The sequence below is a fragment of the Nocardia sp. CA-151230 genome (assembly GCF_050942175.1).
GTDB lineage: Bacteria > Actinomycetota > Actinomycetes > Mycobacteriales > Mycobacteriaceae > Nocardia.
Genome location: NZ_CP192061.1, coordinates 1,396,301 through 1,416,565 on the forward strand (window position 1 = coordinate 1,396,301; position 20,265 = coordinate 1,416,565).

General features: G+C 68.4%; 18 protein-coding genes. 12 read left to right on the forward strand and 6 right to left on the reverse strand.

Translation table 11 applies throughout. The annotated features are described in order from the left end of the window. The first annotated feature begins 58 nt into the window (after positions 1–58). The 3 genes from ACQP1O_RS06165 to ACQP1O_RS06175 are packed head-to-tail and all read left to right on the forward strand — an operon-like array spanning position 59 to position 2,639. Positions 59–1,081 (forward strand): MlaD family protein, encoded by a 1,023-nt coding sequence (locus ACQP1O_RS06165; protein ID WP_433564898.1) that lies wholly within the window; start codon positions 59–61, stop codon positions 1,079–1,081. After that, the gene (locus ACQP1O_RS06170; RefSeq protein WP_433564899.1) at positions 1,078–2,034 is read left to right on the forward strand and encodes an MlaD family protein; all 957 of its coding nucleotides are present in this window, start codon (positions 1,078–1,080) and stop codon (positions 2,032–2,034) included. The genes ACQP1O_RS06165 and ACQP1O_RS06170 overlap by 4 nt, the downstream gene beginning before the upstream one ends. A gap of 23 nt (positions 2,035–2,057) precedes the next feature. Continuing rightward, complete coding sequence (locus ACQP1O_RS06175; protein WP_433564900.1) at positions 2,058–2,639, forward strand: hypothetical protein; 582 nt, start codon at positions 2,058–2,060, stop codon at positions 2,637–2,639. A gap of 64 nt (positions 2,640–2,703) precedes the next feature. Here the strand turns inward: ACQP1O_RS06175 and ACQP1O_RS06180 are convergent, their stop codons facing one another. Further along, on the reverse strand, positions 2,704–4,299 hold the full coding sequence (locus ACQP1O_RS06180) for a GMC oxidoreductase (RefSeq protein WP_433564901.1): 1,596 nt from the start codon (positions 4,297–4,299) through the stop codon (positions 2,704–2,706). 105 nt (positions 4,300–4,404) lie between these two features. Then, positions 4,405–4,950, reverse strand: a complete 546-nt coding sequence (locus ACQP1O_RS06185) for a YdcF family protein (protein ID WP_433564902.1) — start codon at positions 4,948–4,950, stop codon at positions 4,405–4,407. A 126-nt stretch (positions 4,951–5,076) separates the two neighbouring features. On the opposite strand from ACQP1O_RS06185, the gene ACQP1O_RS06190 reads away from it, so the two are divergent. Then, positions 5,077–5,943 (forward strand): LLM class F420-dependent oxidoreductase, encoded by an 867-nt coding sequence (locus ACQP1O_RS06190; RefSeq protein ID WP_433564903.1) that lies wholly within the window; start codon positions 5,077–5,079, stop codon positions 5,941–5,943. A gap of 57 nt (positions 5,944–6,000) precedes the next feature. Further along, a complete protein-coding gene (locus ACQP1O_RS06195) occupies positions 6,001–6,807 on the forward strand; it encodes a nuclear transport factor 2 family protein (protein WP_433564904.1) in 807 nt (268 codons plus the stop codon). Here the strand turns inward: ACQP1O_RS06195 and ACQP1O_RS06200 are convergent. Continuing rightward, on the reverse strand, positions 6,804–6,995 hold the full coding sequence (locus tag ACQP1O_RS06200) for a hypothetical protein (protein ID WP_433564905.1): 192 nt from the start codon (positions 6,993–6,995) through the stop codon (positions 6,804–6,806). The two genes, ACQP1O_RS06195 and ACQP1O_RS06200, sit on opposite strands and share 4 nt — an antisense overlap. Positions 6,996–7,143: 148 nt before the next feature. After that, positions 7,144–8,226 (reverse strand): AraC family transcriptional regulator, encoded by a 1,083-nt coding sequence (locus tag ACQP1O_RS06205; RefSeq protein ID WP_433564906.1) that lies wholly within the window; start codon positions 8,224–8,226, stop codon positions 7,144–7,146. Between ACQP1O_RS06205 and ACQP1O_RS06210 the strand changes: the two genes are divergently transcribed. The 4 genes from ACQP1O_RS06210 (at position 8,225) to ACQP1O_RS06225 (ending at position 11,151) form a co-directional block, all read left to right on the forward strand. Continuing rightward, positions 8,225–9,721, forward strand: coding sequence for a flavin-containing monooxygenase (locus ACQP1O_RS06210; RefSeq protein ID WP_433564907.1), 1,497 nt, complete (start codon positions 8,225–8,227; stop codon positions 9,719–9,721). The genes ACQP1O_RS06205 and ACQP1O_RS06210 overlap by 2 nt on opposite strands. A gap of 42 nt (positions 9,722–9,763) precedes the next feature. Beyond that, a complete protein-coding gene (locus ACQP1O_RS06215; protein WP_433564908.1) occupies positions 9,764–9,916 on the forward strand; it encodes a hypothetical protein in 153 nt (50 codons plus the stop codon). Positions 9,917–10,263: 347 nt separating this feature from the next. Then, positions 10,264–10,668: an Rv3235 family protein gene (locus ACQP1O_RS06220; RefSeq protein WP_433564909.1), complete on the forward strand. Its 405-nt coding sequence runs from the start codon at positions 10,264–10,266 to the stop codon at positions 10,666–10,668. 135 nt (positions 10,669–10,803) lie between these two features. Next, a complete protein-coding gene (locus ACQP1O_RS06225; protein ID WP_040860441.1) occupies positions 10,804–11,151 on the forward strand; it encodes a histone-like nucleoid-structuring protein Lsr2 in 348 nt (115 codons plus the stop codon). Between the two features lie 120 nt (positions 11,152–11,271). Here ACQP1O_RS06225 and ACQP1O_RS06230 read toward each other — a convergent pair whose 3' ends face one another. Next, entirely contained in the window at positions 11,272–14,883 is a 3,612-nt protein-coding gene (locus ACQP1O_RS06230; protein ID WP_433564910.1) for a BTAD domain-containing putative transcriptional regulator, read from the reverse strand. Positions 14,884–15,152: 269 nt separating this feature from the next. Between ACQP1O_RS06230 and ACQP1O_RS06235 the strand changes: the two genes are divergently transcribed. After that, a complete protein-coding gene (locus tag ACQP1O_RS06235; protein WP_433564911.1) occupies positions 15,153–15,380 on the forward strand; it encodes a hypothetical protein in 228 nt (75 codons plus the stop codon). A 51-nt stretch (positions 15,381–15,431) separates the two neighbouring features. Here the strand turns inward: ACQP1O_RS06235 and ACQP1O_RS06240 are convergent, their stop codons facing one another. Further along, positions 15,432–16,712, reverse strand: coding sequence for an amidohydrolase (locus tag ACQP1O_RS06240; protein WP_433564912.1), 1,281 nt, complete (start codon positions 16,710–16,712; stop codon positions 15,432–15,434). Positions 16,713–16,908: 196 nt separating this feature from the next. On the opposite strand from ACQP1O_RS06240, the gene ACQP1O_RS06245 reads away from it, so the two are divergent. Next, a complete protein-coding gene (locus ACQP1O_RS06245) occupies positions 16,909–19,518 on the forward strand; it encodes an ATP-dependent Clp protease ATP-binding subunit (RefSeq protein WP_433564913.1) in 2,610 nt (869 codons plus the stop codon). Between the two features lie 210 nt (positions 19,519–19,728). Next, complete coding sequence (locus ACQP1O_RS06250) at positions 19,729–20,232, forward strand: PaaI family thioesterase (RefSeq protein ID WP_433564914.1); 504 nt, start codon at positions 19,729–19,731, stop codon at positions 20,230–20,232. The last annotated feature ends 33 nt before the right edge of the window (positions 20,233–20,265 follow it).

Sequence of the window (20,265 nt, forward strand, 5' to 3'; positions counted from 1 at the left end):
GGGGGCAGGCTCCGACCGACGTCCGCGGGGACGTGCGGCCAGGCGTGCCGGAGCCGCTGTGCTGGCTGCCGGGTTGTTCGCCGGGGTGGGGGGCTGTGCCTTCGACCCGTCCTCGGTGCCGGTGCCGGGCACCACGATTTCGGGCCCGACCTACCGGCTGCACATCGAGTTCGGCAATGTGCTGAACCTGCCCGCGAAAGCCAAGGTCATCGCCAATGGCGCGCAGGTCGGTTCGGTCAGCGGTGTGCGCGTGGTGGATTCGGCGCACGCGGGCGGGCGCGGCGGCTACGTCGTGGTGGACGCGGACATCTCGTCCAAGGTGCAGCTGCCGGCCACCACGGTGGCCGAGCTGCGGCAGAACACGGTGCTGGGTGACATCCATCTGGCGCTGACCACACCGCCGGACGGTTTCGGGTCGCTGTTGAAGGACGGCGGCACCATCACCCAGGACCACACCCGCCCGCCGGTGCAGCTCGAGGACACCATGGCCGCGCTGGCCGCTTTCACCCAGGGCGGGGCCGTGAATCAGTTGCAGGACATCATCAACCACTTCAATGCGGTGCTGCCCCGCGATCCCGAGGAGACCAAGCGGATCGCGCAGAACGCGGCCGGGAACGCGGTGGATCTGGCGGCCAATCTGGACCAGGTCGACAAGCTACTCGACGGTCTGGGTGTGAATGCCCAGGTGCTGCACGATCGCGCGGACTTCCTGGACCACGAGCTCAGCCAGGAGTCGGTGGACGCCATGACCGGGATCACCGGCTCGATCAAGGGCGTCACCCAGATCTTCGCCGTGCTCGGCCAGCTCGGGCAGTCGCTGGTGTGGCTGGCCCCGCTGGCCACCGCACTGGATCCGGTGACGCAATCCTTTGCACCGCTGGCGCTTTCGGGACGGCCGCTGGACCTGACGGTGCCGTCGAACCTGTCGCTGCTGACCTCGCTGCTGCGGGACAAGCTGATTCCGTTCGTCGAGAACGGGCCCAAGGTGAACATCACCGGCGTCCAGGCGGATTCGGTCTCCCACGATGATCAGGTCACCAACATTCTGGCCGGGCTGCGCATGATCGGAGCGGTGCGATGAAGTGGGGTTCGCTGGCGTCGCTGGGCGGCATCGCGGCCGTCACCGTGGTGGGCGCGAGCTATCTGACCTTCGGCGTGGTGCGGGCGGATCCGTTCGCGCACTACACCGACGGGTCCATGGTGATGGCGAATTCCGGTGGGCTGAGCGTGGGTTCGCCCATCCTCCTCACCGGCATGAGGGTCGGCAAGATCACGTCTGTGGACTCCACCCCGCGCGGCGTCGAGGTGGGCTTCCGCATCGACGGGGACCGCAGGCTGCCCACCGACAGTGACGTCACCATCGAGCAGCTGTCCGCGCTGGGCGAGCCGTTCGTGGAATTCCGGCCCCGCACCGCGGGCGGGCCGTACCTCGAGGACGGCCAACGCCTGGACGCCGCCGCGGTGAAGTCGCCGCTGTCCATTCCCGAGGTGTCGCGACTGGTCAACAAGGTCATGAACCAGGTCGACCCGAAGGTGGCGGCCTCGCTGGCGAGCACGCTGGGAGCGGCCTTCCACGATACGGATTCGGCCGTGCCGAACCTGACCCGCGCCGGAGATCTACTGGCCGCGGCGATTATGAGCCGCGAGCCCAAGATTGCTCAGCTACTCAACAGCTTCCAGGCGGCGGCCTTGAATATCGATGGCATGGGCGAGGCCACGGCCGCCGCGGCCCCGGCGTTCGTGCAGTTCGAGCAGTCGCTCGAGGAGCTCATCAATGCCGTCGGTAGACTGGTCGACCGTGCCCCCGGGCCGCAGGCATATGTCTCCGGCAACGGTCTGGCGCCCTTCCTGGCGAAGCTGAACGAATGGCTGCAGCAGGCCGGACCCGAATTGAAAACCCTCGCGCCCCAATTGCAGCCGCTCGCTGACGCGGCACGCGCCGCCGGGCCTCAGCTCAATATCAGCAGCTTGATCTCGCAGGCGCTCGCGTCCACCGGTGACGGTGCCGTGCGCGTGCAGGTCGGCGTGAAGTAGCAGTACCAGCAAGGAGGAGACCCATGTCTCAGGACACCGAATCGAAGCAGCCGATCGACCCGGATCCGGCGCCGACCCCGGGCAGGACGGTGCAGCTGAAGGTCTCGACCCTGGTGACCGCGTGCGCCGCGGTGCTGCTCATCGGCGCGCTGGTGACGGTCATCGTGCTGTGGCAGTCCGCGCGCGGCGACCTGAACGACCGCGACACCCAGGCCGCGAACGACAAGCACGCCGAGCAGGTGGCCTCCGACTACGCCATGGGCGCGGCCAACCTCAACTTCTCCGACTTCAACGCCTGGACCGCTCGCCTCAAGTCCAACACCACCCCGGCGCTGGCGAGCAAGTTCGACGCCACCTCCTCGAAGCTGCAGGAGATCCTGGTTCCGCTGAAGTGGACCTCGAGCCCGACCCTGCTCAGCTCTCAGGTCACCGATCGCGACAACGGCGCCTACAAGGTGAACGTCTATCTGAACGTCAACTCCACCAATGCGCAGAACCCGGACGGCGTCCTCACCACCATCTACTACACGGTGAGCGTCGACCCCAGGAGCGAGTGGAAGGTCACCGACGTGGGCGGCATCGACCTCCCGCTGCCCAAGCAGTAACCGCGTCCCGGAAAGCGCCGGCCCGCCGCAGCTTTCGAGCTCGGCGGGCCTTTCGGTACACCCGTCAGGTGGCGGCGCCGCGCAGCTTGTCGGCCAGCCGCACGGCCAGCGCGACGATGGTCAGGGTGGGGTTGGCGTGGCCGTTGGTGGGGAAGACCGAGCTGCCGGCGATATAGAGGTTGCGCATGCCGTGCACTCGGCAATCGCCGTCCACGACGCCGGTGCGCGGGTCCGCCGACATGCGGGTCGCGCCGGTGGGGTGCGCCCAGTCGGTCAGCCGGGCCGGGAGATCACTGGTCTCGCGGACCCATTCGTCCAGGGCGGGTGGGGGATAGCCGAGGCGGGCGAACTCACCCGCGACCAGGGCGGCGGCGCGGCGGACGGTAGCGTCCTCCTGCGCGCTGACCTGCCAGTCGATGCGCGGATGCGGTATGCCGAGGCGATCCACGGTGTCGCTCAACGTGATCCGGCTGCGCGGATCCGGGGTCTGCTCCACCATGCAGCGCAGTTCCACGTGCTCGAGTTTGCGCGGCAGGCCGGTGTGGTCGATGAGACGGCGTTTGGCCCCGGAGAGCAGCAAGCCGGGATGGCTGGCGACGGTGCGGGCGTCGTGCAGGTTCATGTGCCCGCGCAGCAGGTTCTTCACCGACTCCCAGGGGTCGTCCTCGGCGGGCACCTCCTGAATCCACAGGGCGCAGTTGAGGAGTCCCTCGTCGGCTTGGATTTCCGGCGACAGTGCCAGCCCGTGCAGGAAGGTGTGCTTACCGCCGCGGGTTTTCACGACGTATTTGCCGAATCGGTCGCGCGCGGCGGCCGAGGTGTGCGGGTCCAGCGCGCCCACCGCACCGCAGCGATGATCCAGCAGATACCGGCCCACCACATCGTGACGATTACCGATACCTTCCGGCACAATGCGATTCGACGCGAGCAGCAGGCGCGCGTTTTCGATTCCTCCGGCGGCCAGCACAATTCGCGTCGCACGCACCATACGGGTACTTCCGGCGGAATCCACCACCCGTAATGCCTCGACCCGACAGCCGTCCGGATCGGTATCGATATGGGAAACGGTGGCATTCAGCAGAATTCGAATATTGGCCGCGGAGATCTCCCCGGCATGGACACCGAATCGCTTGGAGTCGAACGGATCCGCCGGGTCCTTGCTGATCTGCCAGAAGTAGGGCCGCAGCCAGCGGCGGTCTACCTCCGGATGGGCCGGCATCCGGTCGGCCAGCTCCCAGAACCGGTCGCCGGTGAACCCGGCCCCGTATCCCAGTCCCAGATGTCCCGCCGCCCGATCCAGATACGGTTCGACCTCGGTGAATCCGATCGGCCAGCCGGAGAACGGGACCCAGGCGCGGGCCGCGAAATCCAGTTCGTCCAGCGGTGCGCAGCGTCCGCTCCAGGTGTGCGAACTGCCGCCCAGAATGCGATTGCGGGCATTGCGATACGGCTGGGCGCGCGCGGCGCCGATATTCTCGATGTCATTGAGCGCATCGGTGCCGGGGGCGAGTTCGCGCCCGCCGCTCTCCAGCACCAGCACCCGCAGCGAACTTCCCGCGAGTTCGGCAGCCAGGGTCAGACCTGCCGGTCCGGACCCGATAATGCACAGGTCGGCCGTCAGCTCGCTGTCCCGCACGGCACGAAGGTCGTCGATACGCACCGGAAATCCTCCCGCACCCGCATCCACCCCCGCGACGGACGCGCTTCCCTTTGCCCGGGCCTCATCGTAACCGTTCAATTGCGCGGCCGTGGCGCATCTTTCGGCTCAGCATCCGCGCTGCAGAAACGCGCGCACATAACCCGCCGACTGCCGCACATACATCCACGACCAGAACAACAGCCCCGAATCGCTGGGGCTGGCGACCATGGTGATCTGTCCGGAAAAACACTTCTCCACGATGTATCGCGCGCGCGAGACGTGCGGTGTGTAGGTCACCACGATGATGTGCTGCCAGTGTCCGGCCTGGGCCCGCCGGCGGATCTCCTCGGCCTCGCCCTGGGTGGTCCACGGGTTCGGCACGAAGCAGGAGACCGTGAAGTCGAACCCGCCGTCGCAGTAGCGGTCCATCACCGGGTCGTTCTGGCCGGTGGATCGCGAGATCAGCAGCTCGGGCGCATAGCCCTGCTGGGCGAGCCGCAGCCCGACGTCGTAGCGCGCGTAGGCCGTCCCGCCGAGCACCACGATGGCGTCGGCCCGGCGCAGCGGATCCACCTGCGGGTGCACGAACACCGGCAGCCCCGCGAACGCGAGAGCGACGATCAGTGCCGTCACGGTGACGACCCCCGCAATGACCCTCCGGAGAGCAGGCACGCCTCCGACGGTACAGATCCCGGTGTGGACCTTCCCGCCGTGATCGTGGGGCAGACTGTATTGCGCACGAACGCACGGCATCAGGCACGAACACAAGGTATGTCGTCCCCAACGGAGGAGTCCGTCATGGAGCTGGGCCTGCACTACTGGAACTACTCGCACCCCGCCGCGACCGCGCGGATCGCGTCGACGCTGGCGCATACCGCCCGAATTGCCGAACAGGCCGGATTCGCGCAGTTCACCGTCATGGACCACTACTTCCAGATGGAGCTTCGCGGCACCGCCGAGGAACCCATGCTGGAGGGCTACACCACCCTCGGCTACCTGGCGGCGCTGACCGAGCGCATGCGGCTGGGACTGCTGGTGACCGGGGTGATGTACCGGTATCCCGGCCTGCTGGCCAAGATCGTCACCACCCTCGACGTGCTCTCGGGCGGCCGGGCCGAACTGGGCATCGGCGCGTCCTGGTACGAGCGGGAGCAGCGCGGGCTCGGCGTACCGGTCGTCCCGATGGCCGAGCGGTTCGAACGGCTCGAGGAGACACTGCAGATCTGCCTGCAGATGTGGGGCCCGGACAACGGGCCGTACAAGGGCGAGCATTACCAGCTGGCCGAGACCCTGTGTGTGCCTGCGCCTTTGAGTCGGCCGCGCCCGCCCATCCGGATCGGCGGCGGCGGTGAGCGCAAGACGCTGCTGCTGGTGGCCCGCTACGCGGACGCCTGCAATCTCTTCGCGAGCAGCCCCGAGGAGGTCGCCGCCAAGCTGGCCGTGTTGCGCGCGCACTGCGAGGCCGAGGGCCGCGACTACGACGCCATCCGCAAGACCGGTGTCTATGTGTCCGATGCCCTCGGCAATCCGGACCAGATGCTGCGGGATGCCGAGCAGCTTGCCGCCCTGGGCATCACCGAGCTGGACTTCATGCCCGATGGCGATCCCATCGCGTTCGTGACCGAATTCGCCGAACGCCTACTGCCGCGCCTGGCGAACATCTAGTCCGGGGCCGGGGCGTTCGGTATCATCGCGCGCGCTTGCCAACATCTGGAGGACACTGTGCCCGCGAATCCCACCGCCGCCGAACTATTGGCGACCGTCGAAGCGTCACCGCTGGCGGTCGGCGCGCACGACAAGGCCGCCTGGGTGGGCCTTTTCGCCGACAACGGCAGCGTCGAGGACCCGGTCGGCTCGCGCCCGCACATCGGGCGTGCGGCCATCGAACGCTTCTACGACACCTTCATCGCGCCCAACGGCATCGTCTTCGACGTGACCGATGACGTGGTGTGTGGCATGACGGTCTTCCGCGATCTCACCATCGCCACCACCATGTCCACCGGGGTCACCCTGCATGTGCCCATGCATCTCCGCTACGACCTGGCCGAGGTGGACGGCGCGCTGAAAATCCGTGCCCTGCGCGCACATTGGGAGCTGGCGGGCATGATCGGCCAGCTGCTGGGATCGGGCACGCAGGGCCTGCTGGCGGGCGCCAAGCTGGGTCCGCAGCTGATCGGCAACCAGGGCATCGGCGGGGCGATGGGCTTCATGTCCGGCCTGCGCGGTGTCGGCGCGGCGGGCAAGCAGGCCGCCGGGCAGCTGCTGGATGCCGTGGCCGCCGGTGATTCGTCCAGTGCCCGTGCGGTTCTGGCTCCGGTCCCGCGCCTGGAGTGGGGTGTGGACGGCGCGATGTCGCTGGAGGACTTCACCACCCGGGTGAAGGGCCTGCGCTGGAGCAAGGCCATTGCCGCCGGGCACTCGGTGACGGTGTCGGTGGAGACCCGTGAGGGCCGCGGCATCGCCGAACTCGACTTCGCCGACCGCGGGCTGCGCATCGAGTCGGCGCGAATCTTCGTGCCGGCGAGCTAATCCCGGATCCCGGCGATCTCCGCCAGGGGATTGTTCCCGCTGAACGTGGTGCCCCCGGCCGCGCCGACCACCTTCCCGTGCACGCTGATCAGCCACTGGCCGCACACGCAGCGCAGGTACTGCACCCCGCGGTGGGTGGAGACAGCCGTGGGAGAGGGCCAAGCGCAGGAAGGGCATTCGGCGATCATCAGGACATCCTGGGGTCGGGAGCGCCGATTGACCATGATCGACACGCGGCGACTCGCAAATCGAGTGCGTGTCATGAGCGACTCGCCGTGGGTGATTTGCCAATGGGCCCATCGAAACTCGGTGGCGTCCCGTTGACATCCAGTGTGGTCAGCCCGCTTTGCCCTTGCGCACCGCGGTCGGTGTTGCACCCCACCAGCGCTGGCAGCAGCGTGTGAATACGGACTGTTCCGACAATCCGATGAGCGAGGCCACCTGGCTCATCGGCATATCCGTCGTGGTCAGGTAGCGCCGCGCCTCGGTGCGCCGGACCTCGTCGAGAATCGCCGCGAAGGTGGTGTCCTCGGCGGCCAGCCGTCGCTGCAGGGTGCGCGGATGGAGGGTGAGCAGCCGTGCCACGGCATCGATTTCGGGGGCGGTGGTGCCCAGCAGCTGCTGCAGGGTGGTCCGCACGCGCGGCGTGATGGCCGTGGCCGCGCCGCCGGACTGCTGGGCCAGGAACGCCATCGCCATCCGGTGCAGGTTCTCGTCGCCGCCGGAGAGTTGCCGATTGCCGAGGGTGGCCGGTATCCGCAGCAGTGCGGCCGGACGCTCGATTCGCACTGGCGCGCCGAAGAATTCCTCGTACGCCTGGATCGGGGCGGCGGGCCGGTAGGGAACCTCCACCGAGCGCAGCCCATAGCGCCCCTCGGCCAGGCGCTGAATCGTCCTGTGTACGAAGGCCAATCCGAGATCGGTGCCCTGGACGGGGGTGGGCTGGCCGGGCGCGGTGACGCCGTAGCGCAGCGCGATGACGCCGCGATCGCCGTAGGGGTCGGGTTCCATGGTCAGGCTGAGCGAGCGGGCGTGCACGAACAGGTACCGCGAAGTGCAGTCGAGCGCCGCGGCCAGGGTGGTGGCATTCCGGATGGCCAGCGCCAGCGGACCGAGCATGTCCAGGTCCTGCCGCGACGCCATCCGCAGCCCCAGATCCGGGCAGTCGAGCCGATGGGCCGCCAGCTCCAGCACCGCCCCGACCGCATGGTCGGGGACCAGTAGATCGTCGGTGTCCAGGGCGGCGAGGGGCAGTCCGCAGGCGGTGGCCAGCTCCTCGGCGTCCCCGCCGAGCTCGGCCACGGTCGCACGGAAACCCCGGAGTCCGGCGGATCTGATCACCGACATGTCGTCAAGGATCAAATACTTGTCGTGCAGAGTCAAGGAACCGGATGGCAGGCGCAACAGACTGGAAGTCATGAACGCCGCGCAACCTCTCGCCGAACACCTCGACGTCGTGATCGTCGGAGCCGGGCTCTCCGGCATCGGCGCGGCGTATCGACTGCAGTCCGAGCAGCCCGGCCGCAGCTACGCCATTCTCGAGGCACGCGACGCGCTCGGCGGCACCTGGGACCTGTTCCGCTACCCGGGCATCCGCTCCGACAGCGACATGTTCACCCTCGGCTACCCGTTCAAGCCCTGGCGTGACGCCAAGTCGATCGCCGACGGGCCGGCCATCCTGCGCTACATCACCGAGACGGCCACCGAGAACGGCATCGACGGGCACATCCGGTACGGCACCAAAGTCGTTGGCGCCGAATGGGACAGCGGCGAGTCGCGGTGGACCCTCACGCTCGAGCGGCGTACCTCCGAGGGTGTCGAGCGTGGCACGCTCACCTGCGGCTTCCTCTACTCCTGCTCCGGCTATTACAACTACGACCACGGCCACGAGCCCGAGTTCCCCGGCATCGCCGACTTCGCCGGCACCGTGGTGCACCCTCAGTTCTGGCCCGCGGACATCGACTACACCGGCAAGCGCGTGGTGGTCATCGGCAGCGGCGCGACCGCGGTCACCCTGGTCCCGGCCATGGCCGAGCAGGCCGAACTGGTGACCATGCTGCAGCGCAGCCCCACCTGGATCTCCGCCGTCCCCGGCCGCGACAAGGTGGCCGACCGGATGCGCGAACTGCTGCCGCCGAACCTTGCGCACCGGCTCATCCGCACCAAGAACATCCTGTTCAACATCGGCTTCTACCAGTACTGCCGGCGTCGGCCCGAGGCCGCCCGCAAGCTGCTCACCGGGCTCACCACCCGAATCCTGAAGGACGAGAAGCTGGTCGCCGAGCACTTCACCCCCGAATACAACCCGTGGGATCAGCGCCTGTGCGCGGTGCCCAACGCCGACTTCTTCAAGGCGATGCGCAAGGGCAAGGCCGAGGTGGTCACCGATCACATCGAAACCTTTGTGCCCGAGGGCATCCGGCTGAAGTCCGGGAAGGTGCTGGCGGCCGACGTGGTGGTCACCGCCACCGGTCTGCAGCTGCTCGCCTTCGGCGGCGTCGACCTGGTGGTCGACGGCGCGCCGGTGGAGTTGTCCGAGCAGTTCGTCTGGCAGGGCACCATGCTGACCGGCGTGCCCAATTTCGCGGTGTGCATCGGCTACACCAACGCCTCCTGGACGCTGCGGGCCGACCTCACCTCGCGACTGGTCTGCAAGGTGCTGGGGTACATGGACCGCAACGGCTATCGCGCGGTGGTCCCGCAGCCGCAGCGCACCCTGCAGGAGCGGCCACTGCTGGATCTGGCCTCCGGGTACGTCCAGCGCTCGATCGGCGACTTCCCGCGCCAGGGCGATCGGCATCCGTGGCAGGTGCGGCAGAACTACCTGCTGGACACCGCGATGGTCCTGCGCGCCGACCTCGGCAAGACGCTGCGGCCCGTCGCGGCGGCCGAGGTGCTCGAACCGGTTCACTGAATTCGCTTCCGCCACAGTGCCTGCGTCTTTCGCGGACCATCGGTGGCGGGCCACCGGCACGGTTTCCGGGCCTTCGCTGCGGCCGGTATCGCCATGCCCGATCAGTACGACCCGCAGTCCGGGCAGCTGTGGACCATCAGCCGGTTGCTCCACCTGCCCACCGACCTGCTGGGGCGGCTCGCGCTGCTGAAGTAGCCCGAGGGGTGCGAATCCTGATTTGGGGTCGTCTGCGTTCGGCTGGGCTGCCATGCTTTCGCGCCATGGGAGGAGTCGAGACGAGAGCGGTGGTCGAGCCGTGGGCAGCGGTGGACTCGAGGACGGCAGCGGACTCGAGGGCAGCGGCGGGCGGATTCCTGCTGCCCGCACCACGATTCGAGCCGCCGCTGGAACAGTGTCGTGGCAAGCCGGAGCCGGTCCGCCACGCTCCGAGGGCAGGCCGCAACGCACCGCAGGTGGGCCGCCGGGCACCGCAGCCCGATCAGTGGCCGGCCGCCACCGCGGGCCGAACGCCCGGATGCCGGAATCGAGTGGATCGCCGATCGGTGTCTGCCGCGCCCGGATCGGTCGGCCTGCAACGGTTTCTGCGTTCTTCGCACGCTGTGAAATCCCGGGGTAGTGATGAATGCAACACTGCGGCAAGGCAATTCGCCGGAGCGACGCTGCGGCTGGCGCTCGAGGTGCTGGACGGCCGCCGTCCGGTGAGGCAGCTGGGCCCGCTCGCCGAGCCGGCGGTGGTGGCTGCGGTGCGCACGTTGGCGGGGGCGGGCCGGCTACCCGGGCGGGAACTCGGCACCGCCATCCTCACCAGGGTGGATGTGATCATGGACGGGCCGGGGCAGGCGGAAGTTTGCGCGGGTTACGACCGCGGCGGGCGGCGTTTCGCGCTCGCCGCCCGCATTGTCCACGGTCGTTCCGGGTGGCGCTTGGCCGCATTCCGGGTGTGCTGAAGACCGGACGGTCTCTGCGGTAATAGCAGAATAGTCTGGTCGCCCCTAATTCGATTCGCGCCTGGTTTGAATCCTGCATCGCGCGGCATTAACATTTCGGCGAATAGCGGCACCTCACACGTGGAAGGGCAGTCCATGGCGAAGAAAGTCACCGTAACTCTGGTTGACGACTACGACGGCGAATCGAAGGCCGACGAAACCGTCTTTTTCTCGATCGACGGCAACGACTTCGAGATCGACCTGTCGAACAAGAACGCCGGCAAGCTGCGGGAGGCCCTGGAACCGTGGACCGATAAGGCCCGCAAGGTCGGTCGTTCCAAGCGGACCGGCAAGGTGGCCGCGGGCGGCCGCACCCGTCCGGCGGTGGACCGCGAGGAGAGCACCGCGATCCGCGAATGGGCGCGCGCTCAGGGGCACCAGGTTTCCTCGCGCGGCCGTATCCCGGCCGAGATCGTCGACGCTTACCAGCGCGCCAAGAATTAACCAGCGCAAATCAGGCCGCTGGAAATTCGCTGAGAGCCGAGAGCCGGTTGGCATCGGCTCTGGGCGCGGGGAGGCGGAGCGACATTTCAGGCCAATGACTCGATCCGGATTTCTCGTGCATCAGGTCGCGCGCAGTAGTGCGGCGCCGCACTCGGGAAGTTCGGCTCGAATCCTTTCCAGCAGGTGTTCCGCACGGTCGCGATGTGCAGCGGCCGCCTCGGCGTCGCCCTGGGCGGCGGCCAGCGCCGCCAGGATCGAATCCATCGGTCCGAACTCGGTCATCCCGGTTTCGAGCCCGATCAGGGTGCCGCTGTGCGGCGCCAGGTATTCGTAGAGCCGCTGAATTGCTGGAGTGTCGCTGAGCTCAATGGCGGCGACCGCCCGCAATGCCGACATGAGGACCGGATAGAAGCCCGCCGCAATCGGATCCGAGTCCTCGTACACGCCGCGTGCGCGCTCGCGCTGTCCGCTCTGCAGCAGCGCGAGCGTGTAGGCCGGGGCGGCGGCCGCGGGAAGCGCCGCATAGGCGTTCGCGAGCCGATCCGTCAGGCCCCCCAGTTCGCCTCGCGCCCAGCCGATCGCGAGCGCGCAGAACAACTCCGCCTCCGCGTGATTGGCCACGCCGGAAAGCCGGGTGCGAGTGGTGAACCGCTGGTACAGCTCGTCGGCCGCGTCGATGTTCCCGCGCAACAGTTCCATGGTCCCGGCGAAACAGCTGACCATATCCAGCAGCGGCTGCAACTGGCCCTCGTCGGCGAACGACACCGCGGCCGTCGCCCGCCGCCCTGCCTCCCGCAGATCCGCCCGGGCCACCGCGGCCCGATATCCCAGATAGTGCGCCAGCGCCCGGTACTCGGCCAGGCCGGCGGCGGTGGAAAGCCGCTCCAGTTCGCCGACCAGTGCCGAGAACTCCGCGTCGTACTCGAATGCGAGATAGGTCACCGCATTGATGGCGGCACAGAGCAATTCGGGATCGCTCGTGCGTCGCGCCGTCTCCAGGGCCAGTCGGGCCAGTCGCCGCCCGGCGGCAGACTCCACCAGTCCCGTCTCGAAGGTCGCCGCGACCAGCAGGCGCACCAGATCGGCATCTGCCGCGTCGTTCGAATCGACCTGCGCCGCAACGGTATTCGTGTCGTCGCTGGCCGGAGCCGAGGGCTCGGGGACCTCGCTCACCAGCAAGGCCAGGGTGGACGCGCCGATGCCGTAGCGGGCCAGGGCGCGCGCCAGCGCCCGTCGCATGTGCTGATCGGGCTTGCGCCAGTTGCGAATCGCCCAGATGATCGGGGCACGCCAGCAGGTCAGCGCCCGGACCACGAGGTCCGGATCGCCCAGCTGCTCGGCGAGGGTGAGGGCCCGGTCGCGTTCGACACGGGCCTCCCGATGCCGATTGTCGTAGGCGAGGGCCGTGACCAGCGCGCAGCGGGTACGCAGCAGTGCGATGCGGTCGCCGGCGGGCGCGTGGTCGGCGTCGTGGCGGGCCAGCCGGTGCAGGTCCACCGCCGACCGCAGCAGCCGCACACCGGCACTGCGTATCCCGCGGCTGGTGCGCCGCTCGGCCGCCCGCCCCACGTATTCGATGGCGCGCGAGGCGGTTTCGGCGGTCGCGCCGGCGAGGGCGTGCCGGGCCAGCACATCCGGGTCCCGCGCCACCGCCGGATAGGCGTCGGCACGCTGTTCCAGCAGCTCCAGCGCAGCCCAGTGCATCCGGCCCCGCCGCAGCGGCGGTATGCCGAGATACACGGCATCGCGAATCAGCCCATGCTCGAACCGAATACGCCCGCCGCTCCCGGAGCCCACCAGTCCGGCCGCCTCGGCCGCCGCGACCAGATCGATCACGGTGTCCTCGGCCAGCCCCGCCGCCGCACTGAGAATCGCCAGATCGACGCTCTCACCCCAGATGGACAGCTGCCGTAGCACCTCGGCGACCCCGTCTGGCAGCTGCGCCACCCGATCTTCGATCAGCTCCCGGATCGAATCCGGTACCTCGTCCAAACTCCCCTGTGCGGCAGCCGCTTTCGCCACCTCCCGGACGAACAATGGATTCCCGCCCGTCCGCCGCTGCAGCTGTTCCAGCGCCTCGGCCTCGATCCCCGTCAGCCCGGCAGCCGCCGCGGCTCGCCGCGTCCCCTCCGGGTCCAGTCCATTGAGCTCCAGCCAGGCTCCCGTATGCTGCGCCAGCGCCGCGACCGTATTGCATGCCCCCTGCCCAGCCTCCGATCGCCGCATCGTGACCAGCACGAATACCGGTTCGTCCCGCAGCCAGCTCGCCACCTGCCGCAATACCTGCAAGGTCCCCGGATCGGCCCGCTGCACATCCTCGAGCAGCAACGCCACCGGCGCGGAACCGGCCGCGCGCCTGCATTTTTCCGCGATGACCCGCGCCAGCGTGAACGCGTCCTCGGCCGCCGTCCCCGAGTCGATCGCGCTCGGCTGCGGTGTGACCGGTGAAATCGGCTGGGAGGTGGCGGTATCCGTCGGTGCCGCGGCGGCAGCACCCGGTGCGCCGACCGCGCTCTCCGAAAGCTGTCCGGCCGCAGCCCGGCTCGGCTCGCTCACGTCGAGGGCGGTGCTGATCTCGGTCCAGGCCCAGGCGGTGGGCGCGCCGTCGATCTCCGGGCAGGTTCCCGTCACCGCGGTCCAACCCGCGGTGGACAGCGTGGCGAGGGTGGCCTCCGCCACCACGGTCTTGCCGATTCCCGCCTCCCCGGCGACCCAGGCGACCCGCAACTGGCCGGCCCGCGCCGCCTCGGCGGCGTTCAGCAGCTCCGACAACTCGGTGAGATAGCCGGTAGCGCAATGGAACCCGTCGGCAGACTCGGGGGCGGCGCTGGTTCGCGCCGTCTCGATTCCCGGGCCGGAGACCGGCGCGGGAGCGGTCGTACTCGTGGTGGCAGGGGGTGCGGCGGGGCCGGTGGGGTGGCGGCCGTGAGCCGGCAGGGGCGGGGTCCGGGCGAGTCCGGCGGAGTGATTGAGAATTGCTATTTCGAGTTGGCGCAGTGCGGGGGAGGGATCGACGCCGAATAGGCCGCCGAGGAAATCGCGGGAGCGCCGGATGGTGGTGAGCGCCTCGAGCTGCTGGCCCAGCTGGTATTGCGCCAGGGCGAGCAGGCGGACGATTTCCTCGCGCCCGGGATTGTCCTCGAAGAGCTGGCGGAGTTCGCGGACCACTTCGCCGGAGCGGCCCAGTTCCAATTCGGTGCGGGCATTGAGTTCGACGGCGGTGAGGTAGAGGTCGGTGAGCCGATCGGCCTCGGCGACGGCCCAGTCGGCCTCGGCGAAGGCCTCCAGGGCGGGACCGTGCCAGAGCGAGAGGGCGGCATCCAGCAGGGCATTGCGCTCGGTGGGGTCGGTGTGGATCTCGGGGTTGCTGACCAGTTCCTGATAGGTCCGCAGCTGCTGCTCGAAATGCCATGCGTCCACGGCGTTCTCGGGGATCTTCAGGGCATACCCTGACGACTCGGACACGATGAACCGGGAGGGTGCACGCCGTGGGCGCTGGGGTTCGAACAGTCGCCGCAGATTGTGGATGTGCACCTGCAGTACCGCGGTGGCCTTGGGTGGCGGATGCCCGGACCACAGATCGTCGATCAGCCGTTCGGTGCTCACGACCTGGCCGTGCGCGACGATGAGGCGGCCCAGCACGGCGCGCTGCATGGGGGTGCCCAGAGGGGTGTCGCGACCGTCGACGGACAGCTGCAGGGGGCCGAGCACTCTCAGCTCCGCGCCTGCCATCGGTGTCCTCCTGCGACCGGAGGCGAACTGGTCATTCGCCGCAAGAAGAGCACTATCCCTCGAAAACCTGGAGATGCCAAAAGGTAGCCGAATGGTTGTCGGATAGTTATGGCCGGTCTCGGTCATAAAGAAGACCGTGTGGTACGGAATTCTGTTTCCAATGCTAACGGTGCGTATGCGTCACACAACCCCGCCGGAAGTGGATCGCAAGAGTGGGCGGGGAGAATACTTCTGACTGGAAGCAACCTTGAAGTTAAGGGGTGGTTGGTGTGACGAAGCCAGTGAATTTCCCCAGGGGTCTGGGAGAGACCGGCATCGAGCCCGAGAGCACCGGCATGTATGTGGACCGCGACGGCGATATCTGGGAGAAGCAGGACGATGGCTGGCGGCTGATTCTGCAGCGCGGTGTATCCGTGGACCCGAAGTCCCTCTGGGATTGGACCGAGGGTCACGTCCGCGACTACGCGCCCTTCATGGCGGTCGTCGCCGGGCGCTGACCGTTTCCGCCGCGAGGGTGATCGCGGCGCACAAATCGACTGCGGCACAAACTATTCGGGTACGAGCGCGCCGCGCAGATGGTCGTAGGCCACCTGTGCGTGCAGTCGCACGCCGGTGACGAGGGTGTCGTCGTCGGCGTAGAAGTGCGGGTTGTGGTTCATGAAGAGTCCGCGCCCGCCGGGTATCGGCGCCGGCAGACCCGCGGCGTCGAGCTGCGTGTCCTGCACGCCCAGCGTCACGTACAGCCCGCCATACCTGTTGACGAACTCCGAGACGTCGTCGTATCCGAGCGTGGCCCCCGTCGGCACCACCCGGTCGTCCCCGGCCACCCGGCGGAAGGTGGGCAGTCCGGCATCCATCCACGCCTGCTCGTTGTGCACGGCGGGCACATCCTGCAGGAAATCCACTGCGGCCGAACAGTTGTAGGCGCCGGCGGTGTTCATGGCGAGGGTCCGCAGCCGCGTCTGCACCTCGTCCATGTCGTGCTCCACCGCGCAGCGGATGGTGCCCCACAGCGTCACGGTCTGGCCGATGATATTGAACCGCCCCACGTCCTCGACGTGCCCGATGCTCACGGTGACCGGGTCGAAGGCGCTGACCTGCCGGTAGAGCTGCCCGATTCCGGTCAGGATCGCTCCGGCCGCCGGCATCGGGTCGATGCCCATCCACGGCGTGGACCCGTGCACCTGCAGGCCGGTGAGGGTGATCCTGGTCAGGCAGGACGCCCCGAACTGGTTTCCGATCCGATATCCGATGTAGCCCTTGGGGTATGGGGTGACGTGGAATCCGAACGCCATGGTCGGTGCGGGATCGTCGAGCGCGCCCTCGGCGAGCATTTCACGCGCACCGCCCTTTTCGTTCACCGGCGGGCCCTCCTCGGCAGGTTGGAACACGAAAAGCACGGTGCCCGGTAGCTTTTCGCGGATGCCGGCCAGGACAGTGGCCGCGCCCATGAGCATGGCGGTGTGGCAGTCGTGCCCGCAGGCATGTGACACCGGGAACGGCCCGCCGGGGTACTGCTGATCGACCACGTGGGAGGTGAACGGCACCCCGCACAGGTCCGGCACCGGCAGTGCGTCGATGTCCCCGCGCAGCGCCACCACCCGGTCGCCCGTCTGCCCGCCGCGCAGCACACCGACCACCCCGTGCCCGGCGATGCCGGTGCGAACCTCGTCCAGGCTCAATGCTTTCAGGTGATCGCTGATCAGCGCCGCGGTGTTCACCTCGCGATTGGAGAGTTCCGGATGCTCGTGCAGATGCCGCCGCCAGCGCACCACCTGTCCGGCCACCGCAGCCGCGCGGGCGTCGAGTTCGTCGTGGATCGCAGGCATCAGGACTCCGTTCGATCGGTACTCCGACGACGGGGCGAGGGCCGAACCGATCCAAAACAAAGTCGTTACGGCCATTTGCCGTCCGCGCCGAGGCTACTACTGTGGACCCCGAGTTCGCCATCCGTTAGCTGACGCGTCGGCAGGCTCGTTGCGAACCCGAGTCCTTCCGAGCGTCACCCGAAGCCACGAGGTGACCATGACCCAGGGTTGGCCCAGTTCGATGGGTTCCTTCGACTCCTTCGACGATATCTTCAACCGATTCTTCGGATCCGGAATGTCCCGCCAGCCGCCGGTGCAGCGTATCGACCTGAGCCGTTTGCTGAGCGAGAGTGCCAAACAGGTCGTGGACTCCGCCCGGCAGGCCGCCCACGACTGGGGCAGCGCCGAGATCACCCCCGAGCACCTGCTCTACGCGGCCGCCGCCACCGAGCCGTCCCAGAGCATCATCGCCGAAATCGGCAGGGAACCCGGACAACTGCGCAAGCAGATGCAGACCGCCGCGGGCAGTGGCGTCGGTGCGCACGGCGCCGACCACGCCCTGGCCCTGAGCCCGGGCGCCAAGCTGGCCCTGCGCAATTCGCAGCGCAGCGCCGCCGAGGCGGGCAGCAGCTACATCGGGCCCGAGCACATTCTGCTCGGCATCGCGAGCGTGCACGACAGCCCGGCCGCCCAGGCCCTCGCGGGCGCGAAGATGCCCGCCGCCCAGACCGCCAAGGAGCCCTCCGACACCCCGACCCTCGACGAGTACGGCCGCGACCTCACCGCGGAGGCCCGGGCCGGCCAGGTCGATCCGGTGGTCGGCCGGGCCGAGGAGATCGAGCAGACCGTGGAGATCCTGTCGCGGCGGCGCAAGAACAATCCGGTGCTCATCGGTGATCCGGGCGTCGGCAAGACCGCCATCGTGGAGGGGCTGGCCCAGCGCATCGTCAATGGCGACGTGCCCGCCACCCTGACCGACCGCCGTGTCATCGCGCTGGACGTGAGCTCGATGGTGGCGGGCAGCAAGTATCGCGGCGAATTCGAGGAGCGCCTCACCAAGGTGCTCGACGAGGTGCGCGCGCACTCCGACGAACTCGTGGTCTTCATCGACGAGCTGCACACCATCGTGGGCGCCGGCGGCGGTGGCGAGGGCTCCATGGACGCGGGCAATATGCTCAAGCCCGCCCTGGCCCGCGGCGAACTGCACGCCATCGGCGCCACCACCATCGACGAGTACCGCAAATACATCGAGAAGGACGCGGCCCTGGAACGCCGCTTTCAGCCGGTCATGGTGTCCGAGCCGTCGGTGGCCGACACCATCGAGATCCTGCGCGGGCTCTCCGATGTGTACGAGGAGCACCACCAGGTGCGCTACCTGGACGAGGCGCTGATCGCCGCGGCCGAGTTGTCCGATCGCTACATCACCGACCGCTTCATGCCGGACAAGGCCATCGACCTGGTGGACCAGGCGGGTGCGCGCGTCCGATTGCGTACGCGCACACCGGATCCCAAGGTGCGCGAGCTGGAAGAGAAACTGGCGCACCTGAATCGGGAGAAGGACGCGGCGGTCGCCGGCGAGGACTACGAGCGGGCCAACAAGATCAAGGCCGAGATCTCGAAGCTGGAGAAGAAGACCGCCGACGAGGTGGACCGCACCGAGATCCCGACGGTCGAGATCACCGATATCGCCGAGGTGGTGTCGCGGCAGACCGGCATCCCGGTCGCCGACCTCACCACCGAGGAACGCGCGAAACTGCTGAAGCTGGAACAGGATCTGCACCGGCGGGTGATCGGCCAGGACGAGGCCATCGTCGCGGTGGCCGAGGCGGTGCGGCGCGCCCGCGCCGGGCTCAAGGACCCCAACCGGCCCATCGGCTCGTTCCTGTTCCTGGGACCCACCGGTGTCGGCAAGACCGAACTCGCGAAAGCCCTGGCGGAGGCCGTCTTCGGTGACGAGGACCGGCTCATCCGCTTCGATATGAGCGAGTTCCAGGAGAAGCACACCGTCTCGCGGCTGGTGGGCGCGCCGCCCGGATACGTGGGCTACGACGACGCCGCACAGCTCACCGACAAGGTGCGCCGGCAGCCGTACTCGGTGATCCTGTTCGACGAGGTCGAGAAGGCGCATCCGGACGTGTTCAATGTGCTGCTGCAGCTGCTCGACGACGGCCGGGTCACCGACTCCAAGGGCCGCACGGTGGATTTCAAGAACACCATCGTGATTCTCACCAGCAATATCGGCTCCGATCTGATCCTGTCCGCGAAGGAAGGCGACCTGGACTCGATCACGCCGCAGCTGGAGGAGCGGCTGCGCAGGCAGTTCCGGCCCGAGTTCCTCAACCGGCTCGACGAGCAGATCATCTTCCACCGGCTCGACAAGTCGCAGCTGCGCAATATCGTCGGCCTGGTGCTCGACGGCACCAAGCGGCGGCTGCACGCCCAGGACATCGACCTGGATGTTTCGGATCGGGCCATGGACTGGCTGGCGGACAACGGATATCAGCCCGAGTTCGGCGCCCGGCCGCTGCGCCGGACCGTGCAGAAGCAGCTGGACAACGCGCTGTCGAAGAAGCTGCTCGAGGGCGCGCTGGCGCCCGGCGACACGGTGCGCATCGATGCCGACGGCAGCGGTCTGCAGATCGAGGCGATCCACCACACCGGTGGGAAGAAGACCGACGCCGAGATCACCGAGGAATCGGTCATGACCGTCGGCAAGGGCGGCAAGGCCAAGTCCGACAAATCGGATGCCAAGCACGCCGGCGGAAATGGCCACGGCAAGCACAGCGCGAAGGCGTCGGGCGGCAAGGCGTCCCCCACCAAGCACTAGCACTGTCGCACACGAAAAGCGCCGCGCCGGAATCGATCCGGCGCGGCGCTGCCGTCCGGGCTACGGCACGGTTCCGGTCACTGCCGGGCGGTGACCGTCATGTGGCCATGGCCGATGGTGTGGGAAGGCCGCCGGCGCCGGCGGGGTAGTGCGGCATGTCGACTGCGGGGTGGTTGCGATCCGGTACTGAATGTGCGTTAACTTCTGGGCATGGACCACAATCGCGACGCCGCGCCGCTACCCCTGGGCGACCTCGTCGCCGACGGGCCCTTCCCGCCGCATCACCCCGGCTGCTTCGGCTGTGGCCCCGCCAATCCGGCCTCCCCGCAGATCGCCTTCGGGCGACTGGGCGATACCGTGCGCGGCACCTTCACCATGGACGAACGGCACCAGGGTGCGCCCGGCGTTGCCCACGGCGGCATCGTGGCCGCGGCCCTGGACGACGCCTGCGGTGCGATCCTGGTCCCCCTGCGTCAGCCCGCCGTCACCGTCAAACTCGACGTCACCTACTGTGCCCCGGCCCGCCTGCACCGCGAATTCGTGGTCACCGCGGTGCTCGCGGCCCGGGAGGGCCGCAAACTCTTCATCGACACCACGCTGACCGATGGCGACACCGTGATCGCCACCGGCCGTGCGATTTTCGTCGAGGTCGCCGCCGAGCACTTCCTGAGCCTCGGAGCGACCCTCGGGGAGATGCCCAGCATCGGATTGTGATCCGGCGCCGCGCGAGAATACTCGCGCGGCGCC